Source organism: Nocardia yunnanensis (genome assembly GCF_003626895.1).
Classification (GTDB): Bacteria; Actinomycetota; Actinomycetes; order Mycobacteriales; family Mycobacteriaceae; genus Nocardia; species Nocardia yunnanensis.
In genome coordinates, this window is the sequence record NZ_CP032568.1 from 4,286,974 (window position 1) to 4,311,850 (window position 24,877).

A 24,877-nucleotide genomic window follows, 5' to 3' on the forward strand; every position below is an offset into this window, starting at 1 on the left:
AGAGCACGCATGATTTCGTCGGTCAGGTAAAGGAGTTCGCTGCATGCGCCGTCGCGGCTGGATCGGTTCGGCCCTCGCGGGCGCGACGGTGATGTGTGTGCTGGCCGGATGCTCCTCACAGGAAACCAACGCCGACAACGCCACTCGCCCACCCGCCACCCCCGCGCTCGCGCCCGCCCCCGCCGCCGCGCCCGCCGGCAGCGTCACCCCCAGCCCCGCCATCGCGCTGCTGTTCGACGAACCCGCCACCGCCACCCTCGCCGCCGTCCTCGACCCCGGCACCACCCTGCAACTGAGCGCCGGCGCCACCACCCGCACCCTGACCCTGCCCGGCAAGGCCGCCGCACTCGCCGCCGGCAAACCCGGTGAGATCCTGGTCGCGGTGCCCGGCGCGATCGTGCGCGTCGACGCCGCCACCGCCACCGCCACCACCGTGCGCGTCGACGGGGACGTCCACAGCGCCGCGCTGCGCCCCGACGGCAGCCTGGTCGCGGGCCTCGCCGACGGCACCGTGCTGCTGCTCGACGCCGACGGCGCTGTGCGCCACCGCATCTCGGGGCTGTCGTCCGCGGACGCGATCACCGTCACCGGCGACACCGTCGTGGTGCTCGATCGCCGCCAGACCGCGCTGGTCGCCCTCGACGGCGACCGCAAGCTCGGATTGTCGCTGCGCGCCGGCGACGGCGCCACCACGATGATCGGCGACCACTTCGGGCGCAGCCTCGTCGCCGACACCGCCGGCGGGCAACTGCTGGTCTACACCGCCGATCCCTTGGTGCTGCACCAGCGCTTCCCGGTAGGCTCTGCACCCTACGCACTCGCCTACGATCAGCGGTCGGAGACCGTGTGGGTGACGCTGACAGCAGGCAACGAAGTCGTCGGCTACGACCTGTCGACGGGTATACCGGTAGAGGTGGGGCGCTACCCGACGGTGCGCCAGCCCAACTCGGTGACCGTCGACGAGGCCACCGGTGAGATGTTCGTGGGATCCGCGACCGGTGACGGTCTGCAACGGATCGGCGCGGACCAGCGGAAGAGAGGGCAGTGATGGCTCGGGCCTCACGATCGGCGCACCAATCGCGCACCTTACCCGAGGGCTGGGAGGAATCCAGCGACGAATGGGAATACGTGCCCCTGCGACTGCCCCCGGGCGTCAGCAGGGTCACCGCCGCCCTGCGGCTGTCCATCCACGCCGAATACAGCGGCTGGGAACTGTCGCGGGTGCGCGCCTACACCGACGGCAGCCGTCGGGTGTTACTGCGCCGCCGCCGCTCCAACCCCCCGCTATCCCCGACACCCGAGGCGGTGATGTAACCCGAATGTACGAGCGCCTGTACGCCCTGCTGCTGAAGGTGATGTTCGCACTCCCCCCCGAGCGCATCCACCACCTGGCCTTCGCCGCCATGAAACTCGCCACCCGCTTCCGCGCGGGCCGGCGGATCTGCCGCGCGCTTCTCGTCGCCGACGACCCGATCCTGGCCACCCGCGTGTTCGGGGTGGATTTCCCCGCGCCGCTGGGATTGGCCGCCGGTTTCGACAAGAACGCCGACGGCGTCGACGCGTGGGGCCCACTGGGTTTCGGCTACTCCGAGATCGGCACCGTCACCGCGCAGGCCCAGCCCGGCAATCCCGCGCCGCGACTGTTTCGCCTGCCCGCCGACCGGGCGCTCATCAACCGCATGGGCTTCAACAACTTCGGTGCCGCCGCGGCGGCCGACCACCTCGCCGCCCGCGCGCCCGGCGGGATCCCGCTGGGCGCCAACATCGGCAAAACCAAGATCGTCGAACCCGAGGACGCCGCCCACGACTACGCCATCTCGGCGAAACTGCTGGGCCCGCTGGCGGACTTCATCGTCGTCAACGTCTCCTCGCCCAACACCCCGGGCCTGCGCGATCTGCAAGCGGTGGCTTCGCTGCGCCCCATCCTGCAGGCGGTGCTGGCCGAAGTGTCGGTGCCGGTGCTGGTGAAGATCGCCCCCGACCTGTCCGACGAGGACATCGACGCCGTCGCCGACCTCGCCGTCGAACTCGGCCTGGCCGGCATCGTGGCCACCAACACCACCATCGGCCGCGCCGGCCTGGCCACCCCCGCCGCCACCGTCGAACCCCTCGGCGCCGGCGGCCTGTCGGGCCCGCCGGTGGCCGAGCGCTCCCTGCAAGTGCTGCGCCGCCTCTACGCCCGCGTCGGCGACCGGCTGACCCTCATCTCCGTCGGCGGCATCGAAACCGCCGACGACGCCTGGCAGCGCATCCTCGCCGGCGCCTCCCTGCTACAGGGCTACACCGGCTTCATCTACGGCGGCCCCCGCTGGGCCACCCACATCCACCGCGGCCTGGCCGACAAACTGCGCACCCACGGCTACACCAGCCTCGCGCAAGCCGTCGGCGCCGAACACACCCCCCACCCCTGACCTGCCCCGCACCAACCACAGGGCGGCAGCCCGCTTCGCTTGCGAAGCCCGCTGCCGCCCTTGCGTTTCCGACGGCCCTCGCGCCCCTCCGCGCAGGTTCCGTGTCGGCTCAGCCCCGGCAGTGCCGCGATCGTGCCGACGCATGTCTTCCCAGCCGCGCGCCCGCCAACCAGTGCGCTGCGACCGGCTCCGGCGCACTCGTCCGCTCCCACAGCGGATCCCACACACCGTGATCGGCGCGCACCGCTGCCGGGTCCGGATTCATCCGCTCGGCCAGCCGCTGCGCCAGCAGAATCACCGCCCGATCCACCGCGATGCCCAATCTCGCCGCATACGCCGCCGCCTGCGCCTGCGCCTGCGCGTCGTCCACGACCGTCGGATCCGACAACAACTCGTCCAACTGCATCCCCGCCAGCGCCTGCGCCAGCGACAACCGCCGCCACGGCAACCAACTCAACCGCCAGTGCCCCGCCGTGCGCGCCGCATACTCGGGGCTGACATCGGAGCTCATCCTCCGCGTCGTGATCTCGATCGTCACCACAACCTCCTGAGCCGTCCGCGCGAGCCCGGGATCCCCGTGCTCGCGCTGTGATGCCTTCGCCGCGAACCGATTGCCGCGCCGGGCTCGTCGTTGCCCTCATCGATCGGTGCGGGCGCCCCTCACGCCGATCGCCGCCTCGACAGCACGAACACCGCCTGCTCCACCGGGATCCCCAGCTCCCCGGCGCTGGCGATCACGCGTCCCTGCAGCCTCTCGTCATGCTGGCAGCCGCCGTCGGCGACGATCTCGGCCAGTACCATCGCCGCCAATGCTTGTGCGCGCGTGAGCAATCGGTCGGGCAGCCAGCTGCAGCGCCACGCCAGCGTCCAGCCGTCGGCCACCCGCACCGCGCTCTCGTGGCTGCGGTCGCTGGTCATGCACCAGTCATCGGTCGTATAGATGGTCATGATCGCCCCCGTTCCTCCCGCCGCCGCGCCAGCGCGGTGCGAGCTTGTTCCACATCGATCCCCAGTGCCGACGCGATGGCCTGCGCCCGCTGCCACGCCGGGCCGGTGGTTGCTGTCGGCCCGACCAGCAGTTCGGTGAGTTCCATTGCCGCCGTGGCCTGTTCGCGAGTCCATCGTGGCTGTTCGAGCCAGCTCAGCCGCCAATTCGGTGCGGGCTCGCCGGGCTCGTGTTCGGCGCACTCGGCGACGAGGCTTGTCGTGATGGCGTGACGGGCGTGATAGAGGGTCATGGAGGCCTCCGATGGGTGCGGGGAGGCGTCACGTCCGAGGGGTGGAAGATGTGACGGCTGGGACGGGCGGTGGCAGGCGGCTGGCGCGGGCGCCAACCCGCTTACCGCACTTGGACATTCACCGCGACGCCGGTATCGGGTGTGCGGCACGGGATCCGGCGCGCGCGTGGCCGGCTGTACCGGACCTCGGAAACGATTCCGTTCATCGGGGGACCTCCCGGGGCGAGTCCGCTCGGACCGCGATACTTTGCCACTACCAGGATGGCATTTGGCGCTTCCGAATCGCATTTTGCCGCTGTCACAATTACATTGCCGTTTCGGCCGACGTTCAAACCCGGACGGTTCTATGGTTGGTGCAAATGACGATGCAGCAGAACCTCGGAGGCAGCAGCGGGGCCGATACGGCCGCGCAGGACAACGACGTTCGGGCGGTGCGCGACACGCTGCTGCAATTGCGTAAACGCACCGGCCTGGGCGGTCGCCGTGCCCGCCCGGTCGATATCGACGCACTACTCGGGCTGGTCGTCGTGCGCAGATACGCCTTTCTCAGCGGCGAGGATCCGGAAGGGGCGCTGCCGCACGCGTTGCGCTACATCGCCGCCACCCTGGTTGCCGCGGAACGCTTGATCGTGGACGTGGAACTCAACCTCGGCATGCTGGCCGCCAGGTTGCCCGACGAGCTCGGCGCACAGCTCTACGGGCCGGATCTGGGGCCGCGGCGTGACTGCCTGGCCCAGCACTGGACGCACCTGCACGAGCTGCTCGGCGTGCCCGTCACTCGGCAGGTGCGCAGCGAGCGCGCGCTGCGCGGTCGGCCCGAAGAGGCCGCCTTCACCGCGCTCGCGCGCGGATTGACCCTCGAATCCGTGGTGCCCGCGAGCGAAATTGCTTCCGCGACAGCACGTCCGACCGTCGTGGTCATCGGGGACGCGGCATGGGATCACATCTGCCATGTCGACGCCCTGCCACGCGCCGGTGAATCCCTGTACGGAAAGTTCTCCGTCCACGCCGGCGGCAAGGGACTCAACCGCGCGGTCGCCTTGGCGCGTCTGGGCGTCGACGCCCGCCTGTTCGCGGCCGTCGGCGACGATCCTCAGGGCGACGAGATCGTCGACTATCTGAAGAAACGCGGCGTCGACACCAGCCTGGTGCGGTCGCGGCGCGGCCCGACACCGACGGCGACGGTGCTCGTCGGCAAAGACGGCGCCAACGCCTCGATCGCCGACAAGGCCGACCGAATCCGCTTCGACGCGCGAGACATCGCCGATATCCCGATCACGCGCGCCCTGCTCGACGCCGACGCGGTGTTGCTGACCTTCGAGCAGAACATCGAACTGTTGTCGGCGGTATCGGCTGTCCTGGTCGGCCGGCCGCGCCGGCCCTGGTTGTTCGTGAGCGCCACACCACCAAAACCCTTCCCGGCGCGCTTGCCCGACTACCTCGAGGCGGTGGACTACCTGATCGCCTCGGTCGGCGAGCTGGCCCTGCTGCGGCCCGGGGCGAGTCCCGAGCAGATCGCCCGGCAGCTGGTACGCCATGGCGTCGGCGCGGTCGTGGTCCTCGACCAGCACGAGTGTGCGATGTATTCGTCCGAAGCCCCCGCCGCCGAACCCGTCCGGGCCGCCATCGGGTCCGGCCGTCCGGGCGCGCCCGGCGCGTCGTCGGCATTCGTCGCGGCCTTCATGGCCCGCGTGATAGCCCATCCGCGTCCCGTCGAGTCGTCTGCCCGGCGCCAGGTCGGCCACGACTACCTCGACTGGGCCGCCGCCGCGATCCCCGCGCGCGAAGCCGAAATCCGGTCCATTCCCGACTCCATGCCGACACGCGAAGCGATCGACCGGCGGTTGGACGCGTCCTGACGCCGCGACACCGCTCACCCGGCCTGTCGGAGAGGACATTCGGTGGGTTGGGCCACCCGGTGGGCAAAAGCGGGTAGGCTTCGCGTCCGTCTGCGGACGCGGGTCGGGCAACCCGGCAGCAACGGCGGATTCCGACCGGTTGCGGTACCCGCCCCGGGCAGCGATGAATCAGAAATGACATTATCGTGCGGCCAACGAGCTGCGGGGATGTGAAGGCGGTCAGGTGTCCGTTGAGGGCGATGCGCCGGTCTGTGCGGCGGTCGACGAGGCGAGAGATGTGCTCGACGCGCTGACACTCGCGCAGACCAGACACCTGCTCAGGCGCAAGGGCGCGGAGATGACCGTTCGGGTTCTGCCGATACCGGGGCACGACGGCGGCCACGCGGTGATCATCGGCGATGTCGAGCACCGGCACACCCCACCGCTGGTACGCATCCACTCTCGCTGCCTCTACGGCGACGCACTGCAATCCGACGACTGCGACTGCGGTCCCGAACTCGATCAGGCCATGGACAGAATCCAGTGGGAGGACGCCGGGGTGCTGCTCTATCTGGAGCAGGAAGGTCGAGGCGCGGGTCTCGAGGTCAAAGCCCGCGGCCTCGGAATCACCCAGGCCCTGGGCTACGACACGTTCGCCGCCTACGACGAACTCGGCTACCAGCACGACTACCGCAACTACGACACCGCCGCGGAGTTCCTCAAACGCCTCGGCCTGCGGCAAGTGCGCCTGCTGACCAACAACCCGGACAAGGTCGCGGCACTGCATCGCCACCAGATCACCGTCACCCAGGTGCCACTGCACACCGAACCTCGCAGCGAAACAGCCCGGGACTATTTGCGGGCCAAGCGACTTCGTCGTGGCCATCTCCTGCCCAACAACCACCGGTGCTCGTTCCCGCGCCACCTCGTGCGGGCTTGGCTGGGGCTGGTCATGCCCGCCACCGGCGCGATGATCTGCTGGGGGCCGAAGGAATTGGCGATTCTCGCTTATCTGGCACTGATGCTCACGCTGCTCGCCTGGTGCCTGACACGCGTGCCGATACGATTGCGGACGCGCGCCCGGCTGCGCCACCTCACAGCAAGGCCGGCGACCGGCGGCTCCTAGCGCGCGGCGGGCTCAGCGGCTTTCGACTTCCCACAACCTCCGTCCGGAACATCACCGCTCGGCCATAATTGCCCAAGGCAGGGCGGGCAGGTGGTGTTGGCGTGAAAGAGCTTCAGGCAACTGCACATTCGCTGTTTCGGAAGGGCCGCGAGTTGCGGGTGCGGGTGAAAGACGTTCACGACGAGCGGGGGATCGGGCACGTGCTGATCTTCGGCGAGCCGGTGGACGGTTGTCTGGTGCGCATTCAATCGCGGTGCCTCTACGGGGACGCGCTGAGATCCGACGACTGCGATTGCGGCCCGGAACTCGATCTTTCCATGGACCTGATCCAAGCAGAGGGCGGCCAGGGGGTCTTGATCTACCTCGAGCAGGAAGGACGCGGGGAAAGCCTCGAGTTCAAAGCGATGGGCTTGCATGTCGGCGAGCAGACCGGTGCGGACACCTTCGACGCCTACCGCATGCTCGGCCACCCCGACGACTCCCGGACCTACGATCATGCCGCCGAGGCGCTGGCCGGACTCGGACTGCGTACGGTCCGGCTGATGACCAACAACCCCGACAAGGTGCTCGCGGTGCAGAGCGCGGGGCTGGTGGTCGAACAGGTGGCGCTGGCCACCACGCCACGCAGCGAGCGTGCCGCGCGGTACATGGCGGCCAAAGCCAAGCGTCGCAGCGCGTATCCCGCCAACGACGCTGCGGCACAGGGCCGCCAAGGCGCGCCGCGTGGCCGGGTCGCCGACACCCGCTGGCACCCGAATCGGTAGTTGCGGCCCCACTCCTGGCCGCTGTAGCCCGCGACACACACGCGACATTCTGGTTACGATGAGTGAGCCTCGCCACAAACCGCGGCTGGCCAGTGTGTGGATCGGGTGGGGCGTTGTCCGGGACGTCGGGGTTCGCGCGGGTGGGTGCGCGTGTGGCGGGTGACAGCGAGAGGGCTATCGGAAAAAGGGTTATGACGACTGACATCGGGTATCAGCATGCGAGCGGCACCACCGTCTACACGATTCCGCAGGCGTTTCAGCAGACGCTGACGGTGCGACCGGATCAGGTGGCGTTGCGGACCGTCGGGGGCACCCGCCAGATCACCTGGCGCGAATACGGGCAACGGGTGCGCAGTATCGCCGCCGGACTGGCCGGGCTGGGACTGCGCCGCGGGGACAGCGTCGGCATCATGCTGACCAACCGGCCGGAATTCAACCTGGTCGACACCGCCGCCCTGCACGTGGGCGCCACCCCGTTCTCCATCTACAACACCAGCTCCCCCGAACAGATCGCGCACCTGTTCACCAACGCCGAGAACGCGATCGTCATCACCGAACCGGCGTTCCTGGACGCCGTGCGCGGAGCCGGGGTCGAGATCGAACACATTGTGCTGGTGGAAGGTTCGGCCGCGGGCACGCTGACCCTCGAGGAGGTCGAGGCCGCGCCCGCCGCCGACTTCGACTTCGACGCCGCCTGGCAGGCCGTGCAACCCGAGGACGTCGCCACCCTCATCTACACCTCCGGCACCACCGGCCCGTCCAAGGGCGTGGAGTTGACCCACGCCAATGTGGTCGCCCAGATCGTGGGCCTGGTCGAGGGCCCGCTGACCGTCGGCTTCGACGACCGCTCGGTGTCGTATCTGCCCGCCGCCCATGTGGCCGACCGCATCTCCGGACACTGCGCCAACCTGTTCACCGGCGTGCAGATGACCTGCGTGCCCGACGCCCGCGAAATCGCCGCCGCCCTGCCCGACGCGCGCCCCACCGCGTTCTTCGGGGTGCCGCGAGTGTGGCAGAAGATCAAAGCCGGCATCGACGCCAAACTCGCCGTCGAAGCCAGCCCCGTCAAAAAAGCCCTCGCCGGCTGGGCACTCGGAGTCGGCGCGCAGGCCGCCCGCGCCGATCTCGCCGGCACCGGCCGCGGCGTACTGCTGGACGTGCAGCACAAACTCGCCGACGCGCTGGTGTTGAGCAAACTGCGCCACGCGCTGGGCTTCGACGAACTCAAAGTCGCCGCCTCCGGCGCCGCGGCCATCCCGCCCGAAACCCTGGAATACCTGCTGGGACTGGGGTTCACGGTGACCGAGGTGTGGGGCATGTCGGAAACCTCCGGTGTCGGCACCTACACCCCGCTGGCCAAACCCAAACCCGGCACCGTCGGAATCCCGTTGCGCGGCACCGAGATCCGCCTCGGCGAGGACGGGGAACTGCTGATCCGCGGCGGCATCGTGACCCGCGGCTACCGCAAGATGCCCGACAAGACCGCCGAAGCCCTCGACGCCGACGGCTGGCTGCACACCGGCGACGTGGCCACCATCGACGGCGACGGCTACGTCAGCATCGTCGACCGCAAAAAAGAACTGCTCATCACCGAGGCGGGCAAGAACCTCTCGCCCACCAATATCGAAAACACCGTCAAGGCCGCGTCCTCACTGGTCGGACAGGTGGTCGCCATCGGCGACGCCAAACCGTTCATCGCCGCGCTCATCGTGCTCGACCCCGACACCGCCGGGGTGCGCGCCAAAACCCTCGGCACCCCCGACGCCGAACTGAAAACCCTTGCCGCCCAACCGGAGATCGTCGCCGAGATCAAAGCCGCCGTCGCCGCCGCCAACACCAAACTCGCCCGCGTCGAACAGATCAAACGCTTCAGCATCCTCGCCGACGCCTGGGAACCCGGCGGCGACGAACTGACCCCCACCCTCAAACTCAAGCGCACCCCCATCGCCACCAAATACGCCACCGACATCGCCGCGCTGTACCTGACCCCCGCCCCCGACGGCGTCATCGACATGAAATAACCAGCCACCCCGAGCCCACCCGGGCTCACCCGCGACCGTGGGCCTGGAGGCAAACCTCCAGGCCCACAGTCATATCCACCACAGGCGCGCCCCCGACGGCCCAAGCCGCGCGCGAGTGAAGTGGAGAAGCCGCGTCATCGACAGGAAAAACCAGCCACACCGGGCCCCCGGCTCATCCGCGGCCGTGGGCCTGGAGGCAAATCTCCAGGCCCACCGTCATGCCCGCCCCAGGCCCGCCCCGGTGGCCCGCGCCGCGCACAAACACAGAAGCGCAGCGTGACCCGCGGCGCGGACGAGCGGAGAAGCCGCGACGTGGCGCGCGGCGCGCACGAGCAAAAAGCCGCAGCGTGGCCCGCGCCGCGTACGAGCGCTGAAGCTGCCGCCGCCGCGTGGTGCCTACGAGCGGCGAGTCGCGTGGCGCGTACGGTCCCCCGCGCGGCGCATCGGGTCCCGGTTGCGCTGCCCGCGGCGGTCCTAGATTCGGGAGCGCAGTTGCTCACCGCCATCACTCAGGAGTTGTTCGTGCGTATCGACATTCACGCCCACCTGTGGAACGAGGACTATCTCGACGTGCTCGACTCCTACGGGCGCACCGACACCGCCACCCAGCGCGGCCTGGGGGCCGGCGGCGCCGACGCGGAACTGCACGCCCGTTTCGCGCTCAACGATTCCGCCGGCATCGCCCACCAGGTGCTCTCGATCACCCCGCAAAGCCCGCATTTCGCCCGCCGCGAGCATGCCGTGCACGCCGCGCGGCTGGCCAACGACCAGTACGCCGAGCTCGTCGGCCGTCACCCCGACCGCTTCTCCGCCTTCGCCGCGCTGCCGCTGCCCCACCTCGACGCCGCCCTGACCGAAATGGCGCGCGCCCTCGACGAACTCGGGATGGCCGGCGTCGCGGTCACCACCGACATCCTCGGCCACTCCCTGGCCGACGACCGGTTCACCCCGCTGTGGCAGGAACTCGATCGCCGCGCCAGCGTGCTCTACATCCACCCCTCCGGCCACGACGCGCACACCCCGCTCATCGGCGAACATCGCATGCGCTGGATGGTGGGCGCCCCGATGGAAGACACCATCGCCGCCATGCACCTCATCCTCGCCGGCATCCCCCTGCGCTACCCGCGCGTGCGCATCGTGCTGTCACATCTGGGCGGCGCGTTGCCGATGCTGCTGCAACGCGCCGACAACCAGTACGCCTGGGAATCACCCGACACCCCCGAAAAACCCAGCCTGGCCGCGCGCCGCCTCTGGTTCGACACCGTCGCCCACGGCCACATCCCCGCCCTGCGCGCCGCCGCGGCCTCCTTCGGCGCCGACCGCCTGGTACTGGGCACCGACTTCCCCTACCAGAGCGGCGATCTGCTACGCCGCGCGATCACCGCCATCCAGGACGCTCTGCCCGAGCCCGACGCCACCCGCGTCCTCGACCACAACGCCGCGCTCCTGCTCGGCCGCCACGCCACCTCACTGGCCCGCCCCTAGCAACCCTGGCACCCGTGCGCCGCACCACGAAAACCGCTCGCCGCCAAGGCGATTCGGCTCGGCGAGCACTGCACGTCAGGCGAGAACTGTCCGTCAGGCGAGCACTGCCCATCAGCGGCGCTGTCCGTCAGCAGTGCAGACCGGCGGTGGCCCCCACGCGTGCCAGCTGATCGCTCATCGCCTCGGCGACGCGGCCCATCTGGGCGTGGCTGTGTTCGGCGGTGTCGTATTCGACCTGGATGCTCAGCCGGCCGCCGACGGTGAAGATCGTCATCTTCGGCGGCATCCCCACCGCGGTCGCGAACACCTCGTCGCGCACGAACTCCAGCCCCGCCGGCATGGGATGCGCCGGCATCGGCCCCATGTTCGACAGCGCGATCGCCGGGGGCGCGCTCAGCATCGCCGCCACCGCCGGATCCAACGGCCGTTGCGAGGCGCGCATGAACAACGCCGCGAACCGGGTCTCGCGCATCACCCCCATCGCGGCGTCGGTGACCTCCCCCAGCGCCAGCGCCTCGCAGTCGCGGGCCACGACCGCGGGTGTGCCCACGCCGGAGGCGCAATTCAACACCGTCGAGGCGGGCAGCCGCGGCGACAGGTCCGGGCGCAGATCCACCGCATGCCCGCACATCAACGCCACCGCCCCCGCCACCGGCACCTGGGTGCGCACCGCCACCAGCGCCGCACCCGCCAGCAGGCTGTTGACCGAGATCGCCTGCGCCCGCGCCGCGGCCACCAGCGCCGCGGTCTGCGCGAGCCCGCATTCGATGCGCCGCATCGCCAGCCGCCCGTCGGCGGCACCGACCCCGTCACCGTCGCGAGGCAGCGCCGGCGCGGCGGTGATGCTCGCCGTCGCCGCGGCCGCCTCCCGCAACTGCGCCACGAACCCGTCCACCTGCGCGTCGGTGGTGACCGCCGCCAGCAGCTCGTCGACCCCGCCGTCCAACCGGGCGTCCGAATCATGCAGTGGCAGTGGCGTTCCCGTCAGCCGGGCCCGGTAGCGCTGCCACATCTCTTCCAGCAACGCGAATCCCGAACGCCCATCGCTGATTCCGTGATGGATCACCAGCACCACCCGCGTCATCGTGCGCCCCCGCAACACCACCGCCCGAAACAATCCGCCCTCCCACTGCTGCGGACTGTTGACCAGCGCCCAGTAGTCGGCGTCCTCGCCGGCGCGATCTTCGAGCGTCGGCTGGAACCCGTCCTCGACCACGAAGCGCGCCACCCCGTCACGATCACGGATCCGGCTGCGCAGCAACACATGTCCCGCCGCCAGTTCACTCAACACCCGGCGCAGAACCCCGGTGTCGAGCTCCCCGCGCACGACGCTGCCGATGAACAACGGCAGCCCGCCGACGGGCACACTGCCCAGCCGGGTGCCGGTGGAGAAGTAGCTGTTCTCGAAGGGGGACAACAGGCGCTGCTGGGTCATGTCGGGCTCGTGCTTCCGTGTCGGGACATCCTGCCGAACCCGACCATACACGCGTTTCAAACAAACGTGCCAAACAATTGTTTGAAACGCGCGTCGCAAACAGCTGTTCGGTCCGCTGCTAGGCTCGGGCCCGTGGGAACCCGAGAAGACCTCCTGGCCGCCACCAAGCGATGCCTGGCCGAACGCGGCTACGCCCGCACCACCGTGCGCGATATCGTCGCCGCCTCCGGCGCCAACCTCGCCGCCATCAACTATCACTTCGGCACCCGCGACAACCTGCTCAACCAGGCCATGCTCGAATCCACCGCCGCCGCCGTGCAACGCCTGCTCGACGCCCTGCCCGCCGACGCCGACACCGCCCCCGCGCAACGGCTGAACTCCTTCTGGCACAAGCTCATCGACTCCTTCACCACCGACGCCGAGCTGTGGACCGCCAATGTCGAAGCCATGGCCCAGGCCCTGCACTCCCCGCAGCTGCGCGCCGAAACCGGTGCCGCGCAAGCCGCGGCCCGCACCGGCCTGGCCGCCGACTTCGCCGACGGCGACCCCGCCGTCGGCGCCGTGCTGCAAACCCTCATCGGCGGGCTGCTCGTGCAGCACCTCATCGACCCCGCCCACGCCCCCTCCGCCGAGGACCTCACCGCCGGACTGCGCGCCCTGGCCGCCCTGTCCTGAGCCCACCCGCACGGCCGGTGAACGCAGTGTGGCCCCGAGCACATCGCTCAGGGCCACAGTCGCTTCGAACCGAGGACTACTTCTGCTCGTGCGTGCCGATCACCGTCGCGCGCCCGATCGCGTGCATGAACAGGTTGAACCCCAGATACGCCGGCGAGGCGTTCTCGTCGAGCTCGAGCTGCTCCACCCCGACCGCGTGCACCACCACGAAATACCGGTGCGCCCCATGCCCGGCCGGCGGGAACGCGCCCGTGTACTCCCGCAACCCCGCATCGTTGCGCAACGTCAGCGCCCCCGGCGGCAGCGCCCCGCCCGCACTGCCCTGCCCGGTGTCGAGGCTGGTGGTGGTGGCCGGCAGGTTGGCCAGCACCCAATGCCAGAACCCCGACGCCGTCGGCGCGTCCGGGTCGTACATCGTGACCGCGAAACTCTTGGTCTCCGCCGGGAATCCCGACCAGCTCAGCTGCGGGGACAGATCCCGCCCGCCCGCGCCGCCCTGGGCGCTGACCTGATCCAGCGACAACGGCTTGCCGTCGCTGATATCGGTGGAGGTCAGCGTGAACTCGGGCAGCCGCGGCAGCGGCGCGTAGGGGTTGTACGAATAATCCGGCACGTCAGGTCCTTTCGACTCGTCAGCTGTGCAACAGGAAGTGTTCCAGCACGCGGGTGCCGAATTCGAGCGATTCCACCGGAACCCGCTCGTCGACCCCGTGGAACAGGGCGGTGAAATCCAGCTCCGGCGGCAACCGCAGCGGCGCGAACCCGAAACAGCGAATCCCCAGCTTGGCGAACGCTTTCGCGTCCGTGCCGCCCGAGAGCATGTAGGGCACCGTGCGTCCGGCCGGATCGTGGGCGAGGATCGCGTCGTTCATGGCATCCACCAGATGCCCGTCGAAGGTGGTCTCGTACGAGTCGAGTTTGGTGATCCACTCGCGCTCCACGTCGGGGCCGATCAACGCGTCGACCTCGCGTTCGAACTCGGCTTGCCGGCCCGGCACCACCCGGCAGTCCACCACCGCCTCGGCGGTCTGCGGAATCACATTGGCCTTGTAGCCGGCGCGCAGCATCGTCGGATTGGCGGTATCGCGCAGTGTCGCGCCGATGATGCGCGAGATCGTGCCCAGCTTGGCCAGCTGTCCTTCGATATCCGGTGCGGCGGGATCGAATTGGAGCCCGGACTCCTCGGCCACCGCGGCCAGAAACTCCGCCACCGAATCCGACACCACCAGCGGGAAGGTGTGGGTGCCCAGCCGCGCCACCGCCTGCGCCAGGATCGTGACCGCATTGTCCTCGTGCAGGAACGAGCCGTGGCCCGCGCGCGCCTTGGCGCGCAACCGCATCCAGCCCAAACCCTTCTCGGCGGTCTCCACCAGATACAGCCGCCGCTCACTGCCGTCCGGGCGCGGCACCGTCAGCGAGAACCCGCCGACCTCCCCGACCGCCTCGGTGACGCCCTCGAACAGATCCGGGCGATGCTCCACCAGCCACTGGCAGCCCCAGCGGCCGCCGTTCTCCTCATCGGCCACGAACGCCCACACGATGTCGCGCGGCGGGACCGTGCCCTCGCGTTTGAACTGGCGCGCCACCGCCAGCATCATCCCCACCATGTCCTTCATGTCGATCGCGCCGCGCCCCCACACGTAACCGTCGCGCACCGCCCCCGAGAACGGGTGCACACTCCAGTCGGCGGCCTCGGCGGGCACCACATCCAGATGCCCGTGCATCATCAGCGCCCCGCGCGAGGAATCCGCGCCCCGCAGCCGCGCGAACACATTGCCGCGCCCCGGCGCCCCGGATTCGACGTATTCGGTCTCGTACCCGGCCTCTTGCAGCTGCTGGGCCACCCACTGCGCGCACTCGCGCTCGCCCTTGGTGGTTTCGAGTTCGCCGGTATTGGAGGTGTCGAACCGGATCAGCGCGCTGACCAGGTCCACCACTTCCGACACGGCACGCGGGGTGTGGGTTTCGGCGATTTCGGACACGTCACCTTTCCTACCACCTCCCCGCCCGGGCGGACCCATCCGCCGCCGTCACCGCCGCGGCCCCCACCAGGTCCGCCCCGCGCCCACCATTGAAATCAGCCGTCGCACAAGGGTTCCAGCACCCTCCGGTCAGCGCAGGAACCGGATCGTGGTGGTCAGGGTCGCCAGCAGCGACTCCAGGCGCTGATCGGCGATGCGACGCTCGAGCACCGCCAGATCCACCCGGGTCGCGCCCGCCCACAGCTCACCGATATGCGCCTGCACATCCACATCGGTGGCCGCCAGCACCCACAGCAGCGGCGGCCACAACCGCGCGGCCTGCGCCAGCGCGGGCACCGTCAGCAGGGTCGCGGCGTCGAGGCGCGCCAGCGCCAGCCCCGCGCGGCGGCGCACCTCGGCGGGCGTGCGCGCCAGCGCCTCGAGCAGCCCGCGCCAGATCGCGACGTCGCTGCTGCCGTCGACCTCGGCCACCAGCGCTTCGGCGATCTCGCCCAGCACCGGGTTCAACGCCAGCCGCGTCAACGCCGCCGGACTCAGATGCCCCAGAAACCGCAGCATGTCCGCGCCGGCGTCGGCGGCCAGGAAGGTGGTCAGCAGATCCGCGATCGCCGAGGGCGGGGCCACCTCGAACAGAATGTCGCCGACCGCGGCGATCACCTCCGGGCTGCAGCGCGCGAACACCGACAGCGCCGACAGCCGTAACTCCTTGGAGCCGTTGACGACCGTGCCCAGCAGTCGCGGCAACCGGCCCCCGGCGCCCGAGAGCAGCTGGCGCACCACCGCGCTGATGGCCGCACCGGAGTAGGCGTAGGCCGCCGAATGGATGAGCCCCTCGTCGTCGGGCACCCCCTGCTCGACCGCGCGAATCAATTCCGGTGTCGCATAGGCCAGAAACGGCCCCGCCGTCACATAGTCCTGTCGCGCCAGCAACTCGTTGACGATCGCCACCACCGGCTCCGGCGGCGCGTCGTCGGCGAGCTGGCCGACGGTGCGCGGATCCAGATACGGCGCACAATCCGCGGCATACCCGACATCCATCTTCCACAGCGCCTCGACCGCCTTGGCCGGATAGCGCACCCCGATCGCCCCGGCCGCGCGCCCGGTCATGGTGGGCGGCACCAGTTTCTGCACGATCGGCAGCGAAATGCTCAGCGGGATCACCGGAACCAGTCGCGCGATGCGCTCGAACACCGGCGTGTGCTGATCGAACAGCGTGCCCGCCATGCGTTGTTGCAGTTCGTGCAAGCGGTGCGGGCCCAGCGTGTGCAGGTGAGCGAGCCGCTCGGCGGGCACGTGCAGGGTCCGTGCCAGCAGTTCGAGCTGGGCTCGCGTCACCAGGTCGGTCATGAGCCCGGCCGCGCAGTACACCCGTGGTTAACCGCGAATTCGACTGCGCCGGACATGCTTTCCCCGTTTTCCCGGGCGGCCCGAACCCGGCCTCCCGATGTCGACCGCCCATCATAGAGGTGCACACCGGGCAAAATGTACAAAAAGTGCAGAGTCCCTGTACACCGTTAGGATGCGGCCATGAGTCAACCCGCGGGGTGGTACCCCGAGCGTCCCGGATCCCCAGTGCTGCGCTGGTGGGACGGCAGCCGATGGACCGAACACACCCAGCCCCAACCACACCCGGCCCCCGCGCCGCAGCAACCGGATCGGCCCGCCTCCGATCAGTTCGGCCAGCAGCCGCGCCCGGTCCCGCCGCAGACCGGCGGCCAGCCCCACGTCCCGCAGCCGCAGACCGGCGGGCAGCCCGCCCAGCAGCCGCAGCAGCGCCCGCAGCCCGCCGGACCGCAGTTCGGCACCGCGCCGCAACACCAGTTCGACGGCCGGCCCCAGCAATTCGGCCAGCAGCTCCAGCAATTCGGCCAGCAGCCCCAGCCCGGTCACGGTCAACAGCCGCCGCAGAACTACGCTCAGCCCGGCTACCCACAACAGCCCGGCCAGCCCTACCCCGGCGGACCCCAGCAGTTCGGCGGCCGCAGCGACGCCAGCCCGTGGGAGCTCGAGGTCGGCAGCCCCGCCAACCCCGCCGACATCCAACGCCAGGTGCAGCAGCAGGCCGGGATCGCCCCCGCGCAGGCCGGCGGCGGCACCGTGTTCACCGAGCCGGTGCTGGTGGTCAACCAGAAGGTCAAGTTGATCGAAATGGTCAACGAGTACAGCGTTTTCGATCAGCACGGCCGCCAGATCGGCGCGGTCGCCGAGGTCGGGCAGTCGGCGCTGAAGAAGGCCGTGCGGTTCCTGTCGAGCTACGACCAGTTCATGACCCACAAGCTCGAGATCCGTGACGCGCACGGCCAGTGCCTGATGCGCATCACCCGCCCGGCCAAGGTGTTCAAGTCGAAGTTCCTGCTCGAACAGGGCAACGGCGCCCCGATCGGGGAGATCATCCAGGAGAACATGATCGGCAAGATCAACTTCGCGTTCGTGGTCGGCGGCCAGAAGATCGGCGGCATCCGCGCCGAGAACTGGCGGGCCTGGAACTTCGCCATCCACGACCACACCGACCAGGAGGTCGCCCGCATCACCAAGACCTGGGAGGGCCTGCTCAAAACCATGTTCACCACCGCCGACAACTACGTCGTGCAGATCCACCGCCCGCTGCCGCAGCCGCTGCTGTCGATGGTGGTGGCCTCGGGCCTGGCCATCGACACCGCCCTCAAACAGGATCAGCGCGGCTGGAACTGAGCGCGCAAGCCGCACGCAAGCCGACGCAAGCGCCCGGCAACCGGCCACCACCACCGTGGATGTCATGAACGAGACACGAGATGTGGTGGTGGTCGGAGCGGGACCGGTCGGGCTCATGCTGGCGTGCGAGCTGCGCCTGGCGGGCGTGGACGTGCTGGTGCTGGAACGGCTGGACGCACCCGATCCCACCATCAAGGCCGGCGGCATCAACGCCCCCGTCGCTCAGGCGCTCGACCGGCGCGGGCTCATCGGGGAACTCCGCACCGCCGCCGAGGCCACCGCCGCGCAGATGGCCGCCCTGTTCACCCGGGCCGCACCCGCGAGCGGACCCAAACCCGCCGGCGGGCACTTCGCCGGAATCATGTTGCGCGGCGACCGCATTCACCACGACGACCCGGTCTTCGCCGAGCTGGGTCCGGCCGCGCAGTACCGCTTCGTCGACCAGCAGGCCATCGAAGCCATGCTGGCCCGCTATGCCGCCGACCTCGGGGTCCCGGTGCGCCGCGGCGTCGAGGTCGGCTCTTTCGCCGACGACGGTGTCGGGGTCACCGTCGAGGCCGGCGCGCACACCATCCGGGCCGGCTGGCTGGTCGGCTGCGACGGCGGTCGCAGCACGGTGCGCAAACTCGCAGGCTACGAATTCCCGGGCCTGGACCCCGAAATCACCGGCCGCCAGGCCCGCGTCGAATGGACCGGCGCCGAGCAGGTGCCGCTGGGCTGGCACACCACCCCCACCGGCATCTTCGCCCACGGCCCCGTGCCCGGCCGGCTGCTGACCGTCGAACTCGACGGCCCGCCCGCCGACCGCGTCAACCCCGTCACCGCCGCCGAGCTCGAAGACAGCTTCGAACGTGTCACCGGCGTGAAAGTCCAGATCTCGAAGGTGCTTTCGGCGACCCGTTTCACCGACAACACCCGCCAGGTCCCCGACTACCGTCGCGGCCGGGTGCTGCTGGCCGGCGACGCCGCGCACGTGCATTCCCCCTTCGGCGGCCAGGGCCTCAACCTCGGCATCGGCGACGCCGCCAACCTGGGCTGGAAACTGGCCGCGGTCATCCGCGGCCGGTCCCCGGAAGCGTTGCTGGACACCTACTCTCGCGAACGCCACCCCGTCGGCGCCTGGGTACTGGACTGGACGCGCGCGCAAGTCGCGCTCATGCGCACCGACTCCCGCAGCCGCGCCCTGCGCGCGGTCGTCACCGAACTGCTCGACACCCCCGACGCCGCCACCCTGGTCGCCAAGAAACTCGCCGGCGTCCTGCACCGCTACGACCTCGGCAGCGACGACCCCCGCGTCGGCACCGCCACCCCCGATTTCGACCTCGCCGACGGCACCCGGCTCGCCGAGCACTTCACCACCGGCAAAGCCGTCGTCTACGACCCCGCCGACTCCCCCACCCTGCGCGCCCTCACCGCACCCTGGTCCGAACACCTCGAGCTGGTCACCACCAAACCCGCCCAGCCGCACGAGGACCTGGCGATGTTCGTGCGCCCCGACGGCATCATCGCCTGGACCTCGGCCACCCCGCACGGCCTCGACACCGCCCTGACCCGCTGGCTCGGCCCCGCCTGAATCGGTGCGGCAGGCCACATTTCGCGGCCGCCGGGAGCAGTCCTGGCTGCGGACAAACCTGTAGGTAAGTCCCTGACAAGCAAGTGCGTACTTGTGGGTCGTTCACGAGGGCGGCAACCTCGGTGACAGCGCGCGCCGAAACATCAACCCCTCGTGAAGGAGCTGTCCCCCCAATGACCAACACTCACCCGGTGACCGTGCTCGGCCTCGGCGCCATGGGCCGCGCGCTCGCGCACCGCTTCCGCACCGCCGGGGTGGCGACCACGGTGTGGAACCGCACCCCCGGCAAGGACCCCGAACTGGTTGCCGCCGGCGCGGTCTCGGCCCCCACGGTCACCGAGGCGGTGCGCGGCGGGCACCTGGTGATCGTCGTGCTGCTCGATCACGCCTCGGTGCACCAGCAACTCGACCCCGTCGCCACCGAACTGCGCGGCAAACACCTGCTCAACCTGACCAGCACCTCCCCCGAACAGTCCCGGGAGCTGGCCGCCTGGGCCGCCGCGCACGGCATCGAGTTCCTCGACGGCGGCATCATGGCGGTCCCGTCCATGATCGGCGCCGAGGGCGCGAGCATCCTCTACAGCGGCTCACCCACCGTCTTCGACACCCACCGCGCCACCCTCGAACTCCTGGGCGCGGCAGACTATTTCGGTACCGACCCCGGCCTTGCCGCGCTCTGGGACTTCGCGCTGCTGACGACCATGTACGCGATGTTCGGCGGTTTCTTCCAAGGCGCGGCCCTGCTCGCCTCCGCGGACGTGCCCGCCACCGACTTCGCCGCCCGCGCCACCGCCTGGGTCACCGCCATGGCACACACGCTGCCCGCCTACGCCCGCGTCATCGACACCGGCGCCTTCACCGACGAGGTCTTCCAAGACCTCACCTTCACCAAATCCGCCCTCGACGCCCTCCGCCAAGCCGCCACCGACGCCGGCATCACCGCCGAACCCCTCTCCGGCCTGGCGGCCCTCGTCGACCGCCAAGTCGCCGCCGGCCACGGCGCCGCCGCCTTCGAACGCACCGCCGCCGCCCTGCGCACCCCCCACTGAGCGGCACACCAGCGCGGCGAACCGGACAAAACCCCTCGCTGGTGTGCCACTCAACGGTCAGTGGGCCAGTTGCAGGGTGGTGGTCAGGGTGGTCAGCGGGTCGGTCAGTGACAGGGCGGCGATGTGGTCTTCGATGGCGGTGCGGTCAGGGGTGGACAGGCCGGACCACGGTTGGCCGATGCGGGATTGCGCGTCGGGTTCGGCGGTGGCCAGCACCGTCAGCAGCGGCTCCCACAGCTCGGCGGCGGTGACCACCGCCGGCAGGCTCGCCAGGGTCTCGGGAGCGAAATGCGAGAGGGCAGCAGCGATTCGGCGAGTCAAGGCGGGCTCGGTGGCCTCGGCCAACCTCAACAGCCCCCGCCACACCGCCGCTTCGTCGCTGCCGTCGACCGCGGCCGTCAGCGCGTCGAGGGTCGACGCGTCGGCGACGCTCGGGTTGGTCGCCAGCACGGCCAACGCCTCGGGATGCAGCTGCCCGACGAACCGCAGCGTCTCCGGCACCGCGCCCGCCGTCACGAAAGTCGACACCAGCGCGGCGATTTCGTCGGTGGACGCGGCATCGAACAGGATGTCGCCGATCGCGGCGACCACATCGGCGTCGCAGCGCGCGAACACCGACAGCGCCGCCAGCCGCAACTCCTGCGAGCCGTCGAGGATGGTGCGCACCAGCCGCGGGATCCGCTGCCCGGGACCGGCCAGCAGATGCCGGATGATGACGCTGATATTGGCTCCGGAATACGAATACGACGCCGAGCGGATCAAACCCTCGTCGTCCTCGACGTCCTGCTCCACCGCGCGCACCAATTCCGGTGTGGCATAGGCCAGAAACGGTCCCGCGGTGACATAGTCCCCGCGCCGCAGCAGCTCGTTGATGATCCGCATGACCGGTTTCGCCGGGGCGATATCGGCCAGCTGCCCGACACTGTGCGGGTCCATGTACGGCGCGGCCGCCGCGGCATACCCGGGCTCGAGCATGCCGACCGCCTCGGCGGCCTTCTTGGGATGATCCACCCCGATCGCGCCCGCCGCGCGCCCGGCCATCACCGGCGGCACCAGCTTCTGCACCAGCGGCAGCGAGATCGACATCGGGATGATCGGCACCAGCAGCGACAGCCGCGAGAAGATCGCATTGTGTTCGGCGAACATCACTTTCGCCATGCGCTCCTGCAACTCGTGCAGGTTCGCCGCACCGAGGCGTTCGAGATGCGCGAGCCGCTCTTCGGGCACGTGCAGGGTGCGCGAGAGCAGGGTGATCTGCGCGCGGGTCACCAGATCGCTCATCGCCGCTACCCGAGCTTGTTGCCGAACATGATCTTCTTGGCCGCGGTGCGCAACGGCCACGGCAGCGCGCCCACGGTCTTGTCCACCGCCTCGACCATGGCCGCGTTCTCGCTGCGGCGCGCCTGCTCGAAGAGCGCCAGCAGATCGGCGGTCTCGCTCTCGCTCAACGCCTCCAGCGCCGGGACCGGGCCGCCCAGCTGTTTTTCCAGTTCGGCTCTGGCGCTCATCGATTCGTCCCCGTCCTCCGGTATGACCCGGATCACCCCTGTGGTCTGCCACCCATCTCTACCAAGATCGTTGGCCATCCGCCAGCCCGAAATCCGGCAAAACGCCCGGTGTGGGGTTCGGGATGCGAGACCCGCACCGGCGCGCCCGGATTCGACGACCGCCGCGCAGTTCGCCGGGACTTACGCGGGAGTTCATGCGCCGTTTCGGCCGGGGGTGCCGACTGTGACCCGTTGCCCTGCACGATCGGCCACGTGCGCATCGTTCAGCTGGCGAATTTCTACGGTCCGCGCTCGGGTGGTCTGCGCACCGCGCTGCACCACCTCGGCGCGGGCTATGTGGCCGCCGGACACGAGGTGGTCCTCATCGTGCCCGGCCCCCGCCGCGACGAGCGGGTCCTGCCCGGCGGGGTCGTGCGCCTCACCGTGCCCGCCCCCGCGATCCCCTGGACCGGTGGCTACCGCGCCGCCGACCCGCGCCGCGTCGCCGACACCCTGCGCGGACTGCGCCCCGACGTGCTCGAGGTGTCGGATCGGTTGACACTGCGCGGTTTCGGCCGCTGGGCGCGCCGCCGCGACATCGCCGGGGTGATGATCTCCCACGAGCGCCTCGACCGGCTGCTGGGCCAGATCCTGCCCGGCCCGCTCGCGCGCCGCGCCGCCGACGCCGCCAACCGCCGCAGCGCCCGCGACTACGACATCGTCGTGTGCACCACGCAATTCGCGCGCGCGGAATTCCAACGCATCGACGCCGACAACGTCGAACTCGTGCCGCTGGGCGTCGATCTGGACATGTTCCGCCCCGACCGCCACGACCACCGCCTGCGCAGCGATCTCGGCGCCGCGGACTACCCGCTGCTGGTGCACTGCGGGCGGCTGTCGGTGGAAAAACGCGTCGACCGCAGCATCGCCGCGGTGCACGCGCTGCGCCGCCGCGGCCTGCACACCCGCCTCGTCGTCGCCGGCGACGGCCCCCGCCGCGACGCCCTCGAACGCCGCGCCCGTCTCATCCCCGCCCTGCCCGACGGCCGCCCCACCGTGCACTTCGCCGGATTCATCAGCGACCGACCGGCTTTGGCGACCCTGCTGGCCACCGCCGACGTCTCCCTCGCCCCCGGCCCGCACGAAACCTTCGGCCTGGCCGCCCTGGAAGCCCTCGCCGCCGGCACCCCGGTCGTGGCCAGCCGCTCCTCCGCGCTGGCCGACATCGTCACCGCCGAAGCCGGCGCCGTCGCCGCCGACCACCCCCGCGCCTTCGCCACCGCCGTCACCGACGTCCTCGCCCGCCCCCCGCACGAACGCCGCCGCGCCGCCCGCACCCGCGCCGAACAATTCACTTGGCCCGCAGCCGTTTCCGGCATGCTAGGACTACTCGGCTCGGCCTGAGCGCGGCGCGAGCACCCGGCGACGCCAGGCGGCGCAACACCGTCGGCAGCGTCTCCGTGGTGTGGCGGCGTCTCTGTGGTGTAGCTGCGCCACTCTGTCGGCAGCACCATATTTGCGGATCTTCGATCAGTCGCGTCGGGTCGGGCTGCCAAGGAGCGGCGCCACTTTGTCGGCAGCATCGCCGTGGTGGCGGCGCCATCCTTCCGGCAGCATCACGGCGGGGCGGATCTTCGATCAGTCGCGCGTCGGGTCGGGTTGCCAGGGCACATACGCGCGCCCCTCGGCTGCGGCGGCGCTCTGGGACGAATGCAGCTGATATGGCGTGATTCCGCCGGGCTGCCACGGCCCGGCCGAACCCGCCGCGATCGCCGCGGCTGCCTTGGGCACCAGCCCGATCTCGTTGCGCACCACCGTGACCGGACGATCCGCCAGGGCGAACCAGTCCAGATCCAGGAAGTCGTGGCTGCCGCGCGTCAGCGCGCCCCGGCGCATGGCGTCACCGAGGCGCTGCGACATGCCCGCGGTGCGCAAATGCCCCTCGTCGGCCTCGAACAGGCCCGCTCCCGCGCGCAGATATCCGGTCTCGAACAGCGAGATCACCATCGCCAGCAGACTGAACGCACGCGGATCGTCGTTGGCGCGCGCCATGAACGCGAACACCTCGATCTCGTTTTCGAGGGTGGTGCCGTAGCCGGCGAGCACATGCACCCAATCGTGTTGCGCCAGCAGCGGCGGCGCCGACCCCGGCTTACCCGGCGTCACGAACCCGCGATCGCGATAGAAATCCGCGACCCCGCGCCCGAGCGTGCCCACCGGCAACTCCCACAACTGCGCCCACCGCCCCGCCAGCACCGGATCGTCGGTGACCGCACCCCAGGAACTGTCGAGCCCCTCGGTATGCAGCGCATCCAACCGCAGATGATCCAGATTCCCCAGATAACCGTTGCGGGAGAAGTCGGCCGCGGCCAGATCCACCGCGCCCTCGGCATAGCGCTGCGCCACGGTGATCATGTCGTCCTCGACCCCGAGCGCATCGGCGAACTCCCGCAACCGCACCCCCACCGACTCCGGCAGCGGCCGCACCACCAGCGCCGCCAACAGCATCGTCTGCACCACCCGCTCCCGGAAGATCCGATTGCGCCGCGCCATCCCCGCCGCGAACTCCCGCGCCCCGATCGCCGACACCTCGCCCAACTCCACCGGATGCCCCGTCATCGACAAGAACATCGCCGGAATCAGCAACTGCTGCAACGGCGTCAGCCCCGCCTCCCCCGCCGCCGCACTCACCACACCCCGCGCCAGAAACCGCACCTCAGCGGCATCCGGCGGCGTCAGCAACACCTCGTCCATCTCCCAGCCTCCCGAATTCCAGACCCGCCCGGGCCCGGCCCCATTCTCGCCACGAAACCAGTTCGCCGCCTGCCGGTTTCACCCTCGGCGCAACCCCGACCCCCGCGCGGCGATAGCCCGCTGAACACGCCTCGGCGCGGGCGGCTCCGAATCATGCGGGAGGAGGTGAGAGTCGATGAACCCCTGGCAGATGTTCTGCGCGTGGATGTGCGCGATGATGCCCGGCTGCTGTTCGGGCATGTAGCAGTCGCAGCCCCGAGGCCGACGCGCGTCGGGGCTGCCGCGCGCCCGAGCGCCCGACCGGTCGGCCCCGTTCGGGCTGCGCCACTGCGGTTTTCGACGGTGATT

Annotated in this window: 23 protein-coding genes; 13 read left to right on the top strand and 10 right to left on the bottom strand. The window is 70.2% G+C overall.

Annotated features, from left to right (window positions below):
* Window positions 1-43 precede the first annotated feature (43 nt).
* The 3 genes from D7D52_RS20100 to D7D52_RS20110 are packed head-to-tail and all read left to right on the top strand — an operon-like array spanning window position 44 to window position 2,411.
* Window positions 44-1,048, top strand: a complete 1,005-nt coding sequence (locus D7D52_RS20100) for a YncE family protein (protein ID WP_162958417.1) — start codon at window positions 44-46, stop codon at window positions 1,046-1,048.
* Entirely contained in the window at window positions 1,048-1,314 is a 267-nt protein-coding gene (locus D7D52_RS20105) for a DUF5703 family protein (RefSeq protein WP_120738590.1), read from the top strand. Before D7D52_RS20100 ends, D7D52_RS20105 begins: the two co-directional genes overlap by 1 nt.
* A gap of 17 nt (window positions 1,315-1,331) precedes the next feature.
* The gene (locus D7D52_RS20110) at window positions 1,332-2,411 is read left to right on the top strand and encodes a quinone-dependent dihydroorotate dehydrogenase (RefSeq protein WP_120744293.1); all 1,080 of its coding nucleotides are present in this window, start codon (window positions 1,332-1,334) and stop codon (window positions 2,409-2,411) included.
* Window positions 2,412-2,520: 109 nt separating this feature from the next.
* On the opposite strand, the gene D7D52_RS38540 is transcribed toward D7D52_RS20110, so the two are convergent.
* The 3 genes from D7D52_RS38540 to D7D52_RS20125 form a co-directional block, all read right to left on the bottom strand.
* A complete protein-coding gene (locus D7D52_RS38540) occupies window positions 2,521-2,949 on the bottom strand; it encodes a hypothetical protein (RefSeq protein ID WP_187703018.1) in 429 nt (142 codons plus the stop codon).
* A gap of 122 nt (window positions 2,950-3,071) precedes the next feature.
* The gene (locus tag D7D52_RS20120) at window positions 3,072-3,359 is read right to left on the bottom strand and encodes a hypothetical protein (protein ID WP_120738593.1); all 288 of its coding nucleotides are present in this window, start codon (window positions 3,357-3,359) and stop codon (window positions 3,072-3,074) included.
* On the bottom strand, window positions 3,356-3,649 hold the full coding sequence (locus D7D52_RS20125; RefSeq protein WP_120738595.1) for a hypothetical protein: 294 nt from the start codon (window positions 3,647-3,649) through the stop codon (window positions 3,356-3,358). The genes D7D52_RS20120 and D7D52_RS20125 overlap by 4 nt, the downstream gene beginning before the upstream one ends.
* Before the next feature lie 359 nt (window positions 3,650-4,008).
* Between D7D52_RS20125 and D7D52_RS20130 the strand changes: the two genes are divergently transcribed.
* The 5 genes from D7D52_RS20130 (at window position 4,009) to D7D52_RS20150 (ending at window position 10,883) form a co-directional block, all read left to right on the top strand.
* Window positions 4,009-5,508, top strand: a complete 1,500-nt coding sequence (locus D7D52_RS20130; RefSeq protein WP_162958418.1) for a carbohydrate kinase family protein — start codon at window positions 4,009-4,011, stop codon at window positions 5,506-5,508.
* Between the two features lie 223 nt (window positions 5,509-5,731).
* A complete protein-coding gene (locus D7D52_RS20135; RefSeq protein ID WP_246023181.1) occupies window positions 5,732-6,613 on the top strand; it encodes a GTP cyclohydrolase II in 882 nt (293 codons plus the stop codon).
* Window positions 6,614-6,714: 101 nt separating this feature from the next.
* Entirely contained in the window at window positions 6,715-7,377 is a 663-nt protein-coding gene (locus tag D7D52_RS20140; RefSeq protein ID WP_120738598.1) for a GTP cyclohydrolase II, read from the top strand.
* 191 nt (window positions 7,378-7,568) lie between these two features.
* Window positions 7,569-9,398, top strand: a complete 1,830-nt coding sequence (locus D7D52_RS20145; protein WP_120738601.1) for an AMP-dependent synthetase/ligase — start codon at window positions 7,569-7,571, stop codon at window positions 9,396-9,398.
* Between the two features lie 522 nt (window positions 9,399-9,920).
* Window positions 9,921-10,883, top strand: a complete 963-nt coding sequence (locus D7D52_RS20150) for an amidohydrolase family protein (RefSeq protein ID WP_120744295.1) — start codon at window positions 9,921-9,923, stop codon at window positions 10,881-10,883.
* Between the two features lie 127 nt (window positions 10,884-11,010).
* Here the strand turns inward: D7D52_RS20150 and D7D52_RS20155 are convergent, their stop codons facing one another.
* Window positions 11,011-12,318 carry a phthiocerol/phthiodiolone dimycocerosyl transferase family protein gene (locus tag D7D52_RS20155; RefSeq protein WP_120738603.1) on the bottom strand — a complete coding sequence of 436 codons (1,308 nt, stop codon included), beginning with the start codon at window positions 12,316-12,318 and terminating at the stop codon, window positions 11,011-11,013.
* A gap of 132 nt (window positions 12,319-12,450) precedes the next feature.
* On the opposite strand from D7D52_RS20155, the gene D7D52_RS20160 reads away from it, so the two are divergent.
* Window positions 12,451-12,993 (top strand): TetR/AcrR family transcriptional regulator, encoded by a 543-nt coding sequence (locus tag D7D52_RS20160; RefSeq protein WP_120738605.1) that lies wholly within the window; start codon window positions 12,451-12,453, stop codon window positions 12,991-12,993.
* A 76-nt stretch (window positions 12,994-13,069) separates the two neighbouring features.
* Here the strand turns inward: D7D52_RS20160 and D7D52_RS20165 are convergent, their stop codons facing one another.
* The 3 genes from D7D52_RS20165 to D7D52_RS20175 form a co-directional block, all read right to left on the bottom strand.
* The gene (locus D7D52_RS20165; protein WP_120738607.1) at window positions 13,070-13,606 is read right to left on the bottom strand and encodes a YbhB/YbcL family Raf kinase inhibitor-like protein; all 537 of its coding nucleotides are present in this window, start codon (window positions 13,604-13,606) and stop codon (window positions 13,070-13,072) included.
* A gap of 19 nt (window positions 13,607-13,625) precedes the next feature.
* Window positions 13,626-15,014: a M20/M25/M40 family metallo-hydrolase gene (locus D7D52_RS20170; RefSeq protein WP_425464552.1), complete on the bottom strand. Its 1,389-nt coding sequence runs from the start codon at window positions 15,012-15,014 to the stop codon at window positions 13,626-13,628.
* Between the two features lie 90 nt (window positions 15,015-15,104).
* Window positions 15,105-16,322 (bottom strand): hypothetical protein, encoded by a 1,218-nt coding sequence (locus D7D52_RS20175; RefSeq protein WP_162958420.1) that lies wholly within the window; start codon window positions 16,320-16,322, stop codon window positions 15,105-15,107.
* A 180-nt stretch (window positions 16,323-16,502) separates the two neighbouring features.
* Between D7D52_RS20175 and D7D52_RS20180 the strand changes: the two genes are divergently transcribed.
* The 3 genes from D7D52_RS20180 to D7D52_RS20190 all read left to right on the top strand — a co-directional run bounded on the left by D7D52_RS20180 (window position 16,503) and on the right by D7D52_RS20190 (window position 20,288).
* A complete protein-coding gene (locus D7D52_RS20180) occupies window positions 16,503-17,666 on the top strand; it encodes an LURP-one-related family protein (protein ID WP_120738612.1) in 1,164 nt (387 codons plus the stop codon).
* A gap of 64 nt (window positions 17,667-17,730) precedes the next feature.
* Complete coding sequence (locus D7D52_RS39925; RefSeq protein ID WP_120738614.1) at window positions 17,731-19,239, top strand: FAD-dependent monooxygenase; 1,509 nt, start codon at window positions 17,731-17,733, stop codon at window positions 19,237-19,239.
* A 173-nt stretch (window positions 19,240-19,412) separates the two neighbouring features.
* The gene (locus D7D52_RS20190) at window positions 19,413-20,288 is read left to right on the top strand and encodes an NAD(P)-dependent oxidoreductase (protein ID WP_120738616.1); all 876 of its coding nucleotides are present in this window, start codon (window positions 19,413-19,415) and stop codon (window positions 20,286-20,288) included.
* 57 nt (window positions 20,289-20,345) lie between these two features.
* On the opposite strand, the gene D7D52_RS20195 is transcribed toward D7D52_RS20190, so the two are convergent.
* Complete coding sequence (locus D7D52_RS20195; RefSeq protein ID WP_120738618.1) at window positions 20,346-21,569, bottom strand: hypothetical protein; 1,224 nt, start codon at window positions 21,567-21,569, stop codon at window positions 20,346-20,348.
* Between the two features lie 5 nt (window positions 21,570-21,574).
* On the bottom strand, window positions 21,575-21,796 hold the full coding sequence (locus D7D52_RS20200; protein WP_162958421.1) for a hypothetical protein: 222 nt from the start codon (window positions 21,794-21,796) through the stop codon (window positions 21,575-21,577).
* Window positions 21,797-22,048: 252 nt separating this feature from the next.
* Here D7D52_RS20200 and D7D52_RS20205 point away from each other — a divergent pair, with 252 nt between their 5' ends.
* Complete coding sequence (locus D7D52_RS20205; RefSeq protein WP_120744297.1) at window positions 22,049-23,179, top strand: glycosyltransferase; 1,131 nt, start codon at window positions 22,049-22,051, stop codon at window positions 23,177-23,179.
* 234 nt (window positions 23,180-23,413) lie between these two features.
* Here the strand turns inward: D7D52_RS20205 and D7D52_RS20210 are convergent, their stop codons facing one another.
* A complete protein-coding gene (locus tag D7D52_RS20210; RefSeq protein ID WP_120738622.1) occupies window positions 23,414-24,529 on the bottom strand; it encodes a hypothetical protein in 1,116 nt (371 codons plus the stop codon).
* Window positions 24,530-24,877: the final 348 nt, after the last annotated feature.

Bases quoted from the DNA above. Each gene is read 5' to 3' on its own strand.
- D7D52_RS20100 (WP_162958417.1), top strand. From the start codon at position 44: ATGCGCCGTCGCGGCTGGATCGGTTCGGCCCTCGCGGGCGCGACGGTG.
- D7D52_RS20170 (WP_425464552.1), bottom strand. From the start codon at position 15,014: ATGGGTCCGCCCGGGCGGGGAGGTGGTAGGAAAGGTGACGTGTCCGAA.
- D7D52_RS20120 (WP_120738593.1), bottom strand. From the start codon at position 3,359: ATGACCATCTATACGACCGATGACTGGTGCATGACCAGCGACCGCAGC.
- D7D52_RS20200 (WP_162958421.1), bottom strand. From the start codon at position 21,796: ATGAGCGCCAGAGCCGAACTGGAAAAACAGCTGGGCGGCCCGGTCCCG.
- D7D52_RS20175 (WP_162958420.1), bottom strand. From the start codon at position 16,322: ATGACCGACCTGGTGACGCGAGCCCAGCTCGAACTGCTGGCACGGACC.
- D7D52_RS20130 (WP_162958418.1), top strand. From the start codon at position 4,009: ATGACGATGCAGCAGAACCTCGGAGGCAGCAGCGGGGCCGATACGGCC.
- D7D52_RS20145 (WP_120738601.1), top strand. From the start codon at position 7,569: ATGACGACTGACATCGGGTATCAGCATGCGAGCGGCACCACCGTCTAC.
- D7D52_RS20195 (WP_120738618.1), bottom strand. From the start codon at position 21,569: ATGAGCGATCTGGTGACCCGCGCGCAGATCACCCTGCTCTCGCGCACC.
- D7D52_RS20210 (WP_120738622.1), bottom strand. From the start codon at position 24,529: ATGGACGAGGTGTTGCTGACGCCGCCGGATGCCGCTGAGGTGCGGTTT.
- D7D52_RS20125 (WP_120738595.1), bottom strand. From the start codon at position 3,649: ATGACCCTCTATCACGCCCGTCACGCCATCACGACAAGCCTCGTCGCC.
- D7D52_RS20190 (WP_120738616.1), top strand. From the start codon at position 19,413: ATGACCAACACTCACCCGGTGACCGTGCTCGGCCTCGGCGCCATGGGC.
- D7D52_RS20180 (WP_120738612.1), top strand. From the start codon at position 16,503: ATGAGTCAACCCGCGGGGTGGTACCCCGAGCGTCCCGGATCCCCAGTG.
- D7D52_RS20105 (WP_120738590.1), top strand. From the start codon at position 1,048: ATGGCTCGGGCCTCACGATCGGCGCACCAATCGCGCACCTTACCCGAG.
- D7D52_RS20155 (WP_120738603.1), bottom strand. From the start codon at position 12,318: ATGACCCAGCAGCGCCTGTTGTCCCCCTTCGAGAACAGCTACTTCTCC.
- D7D52_RS39925 (WP_120738614.1), top strand. From the start codon at position 17,731: ATGAACGAGACACGAGATGTGGTGGTGGTCGGAGCGGGACCGGTCGGG.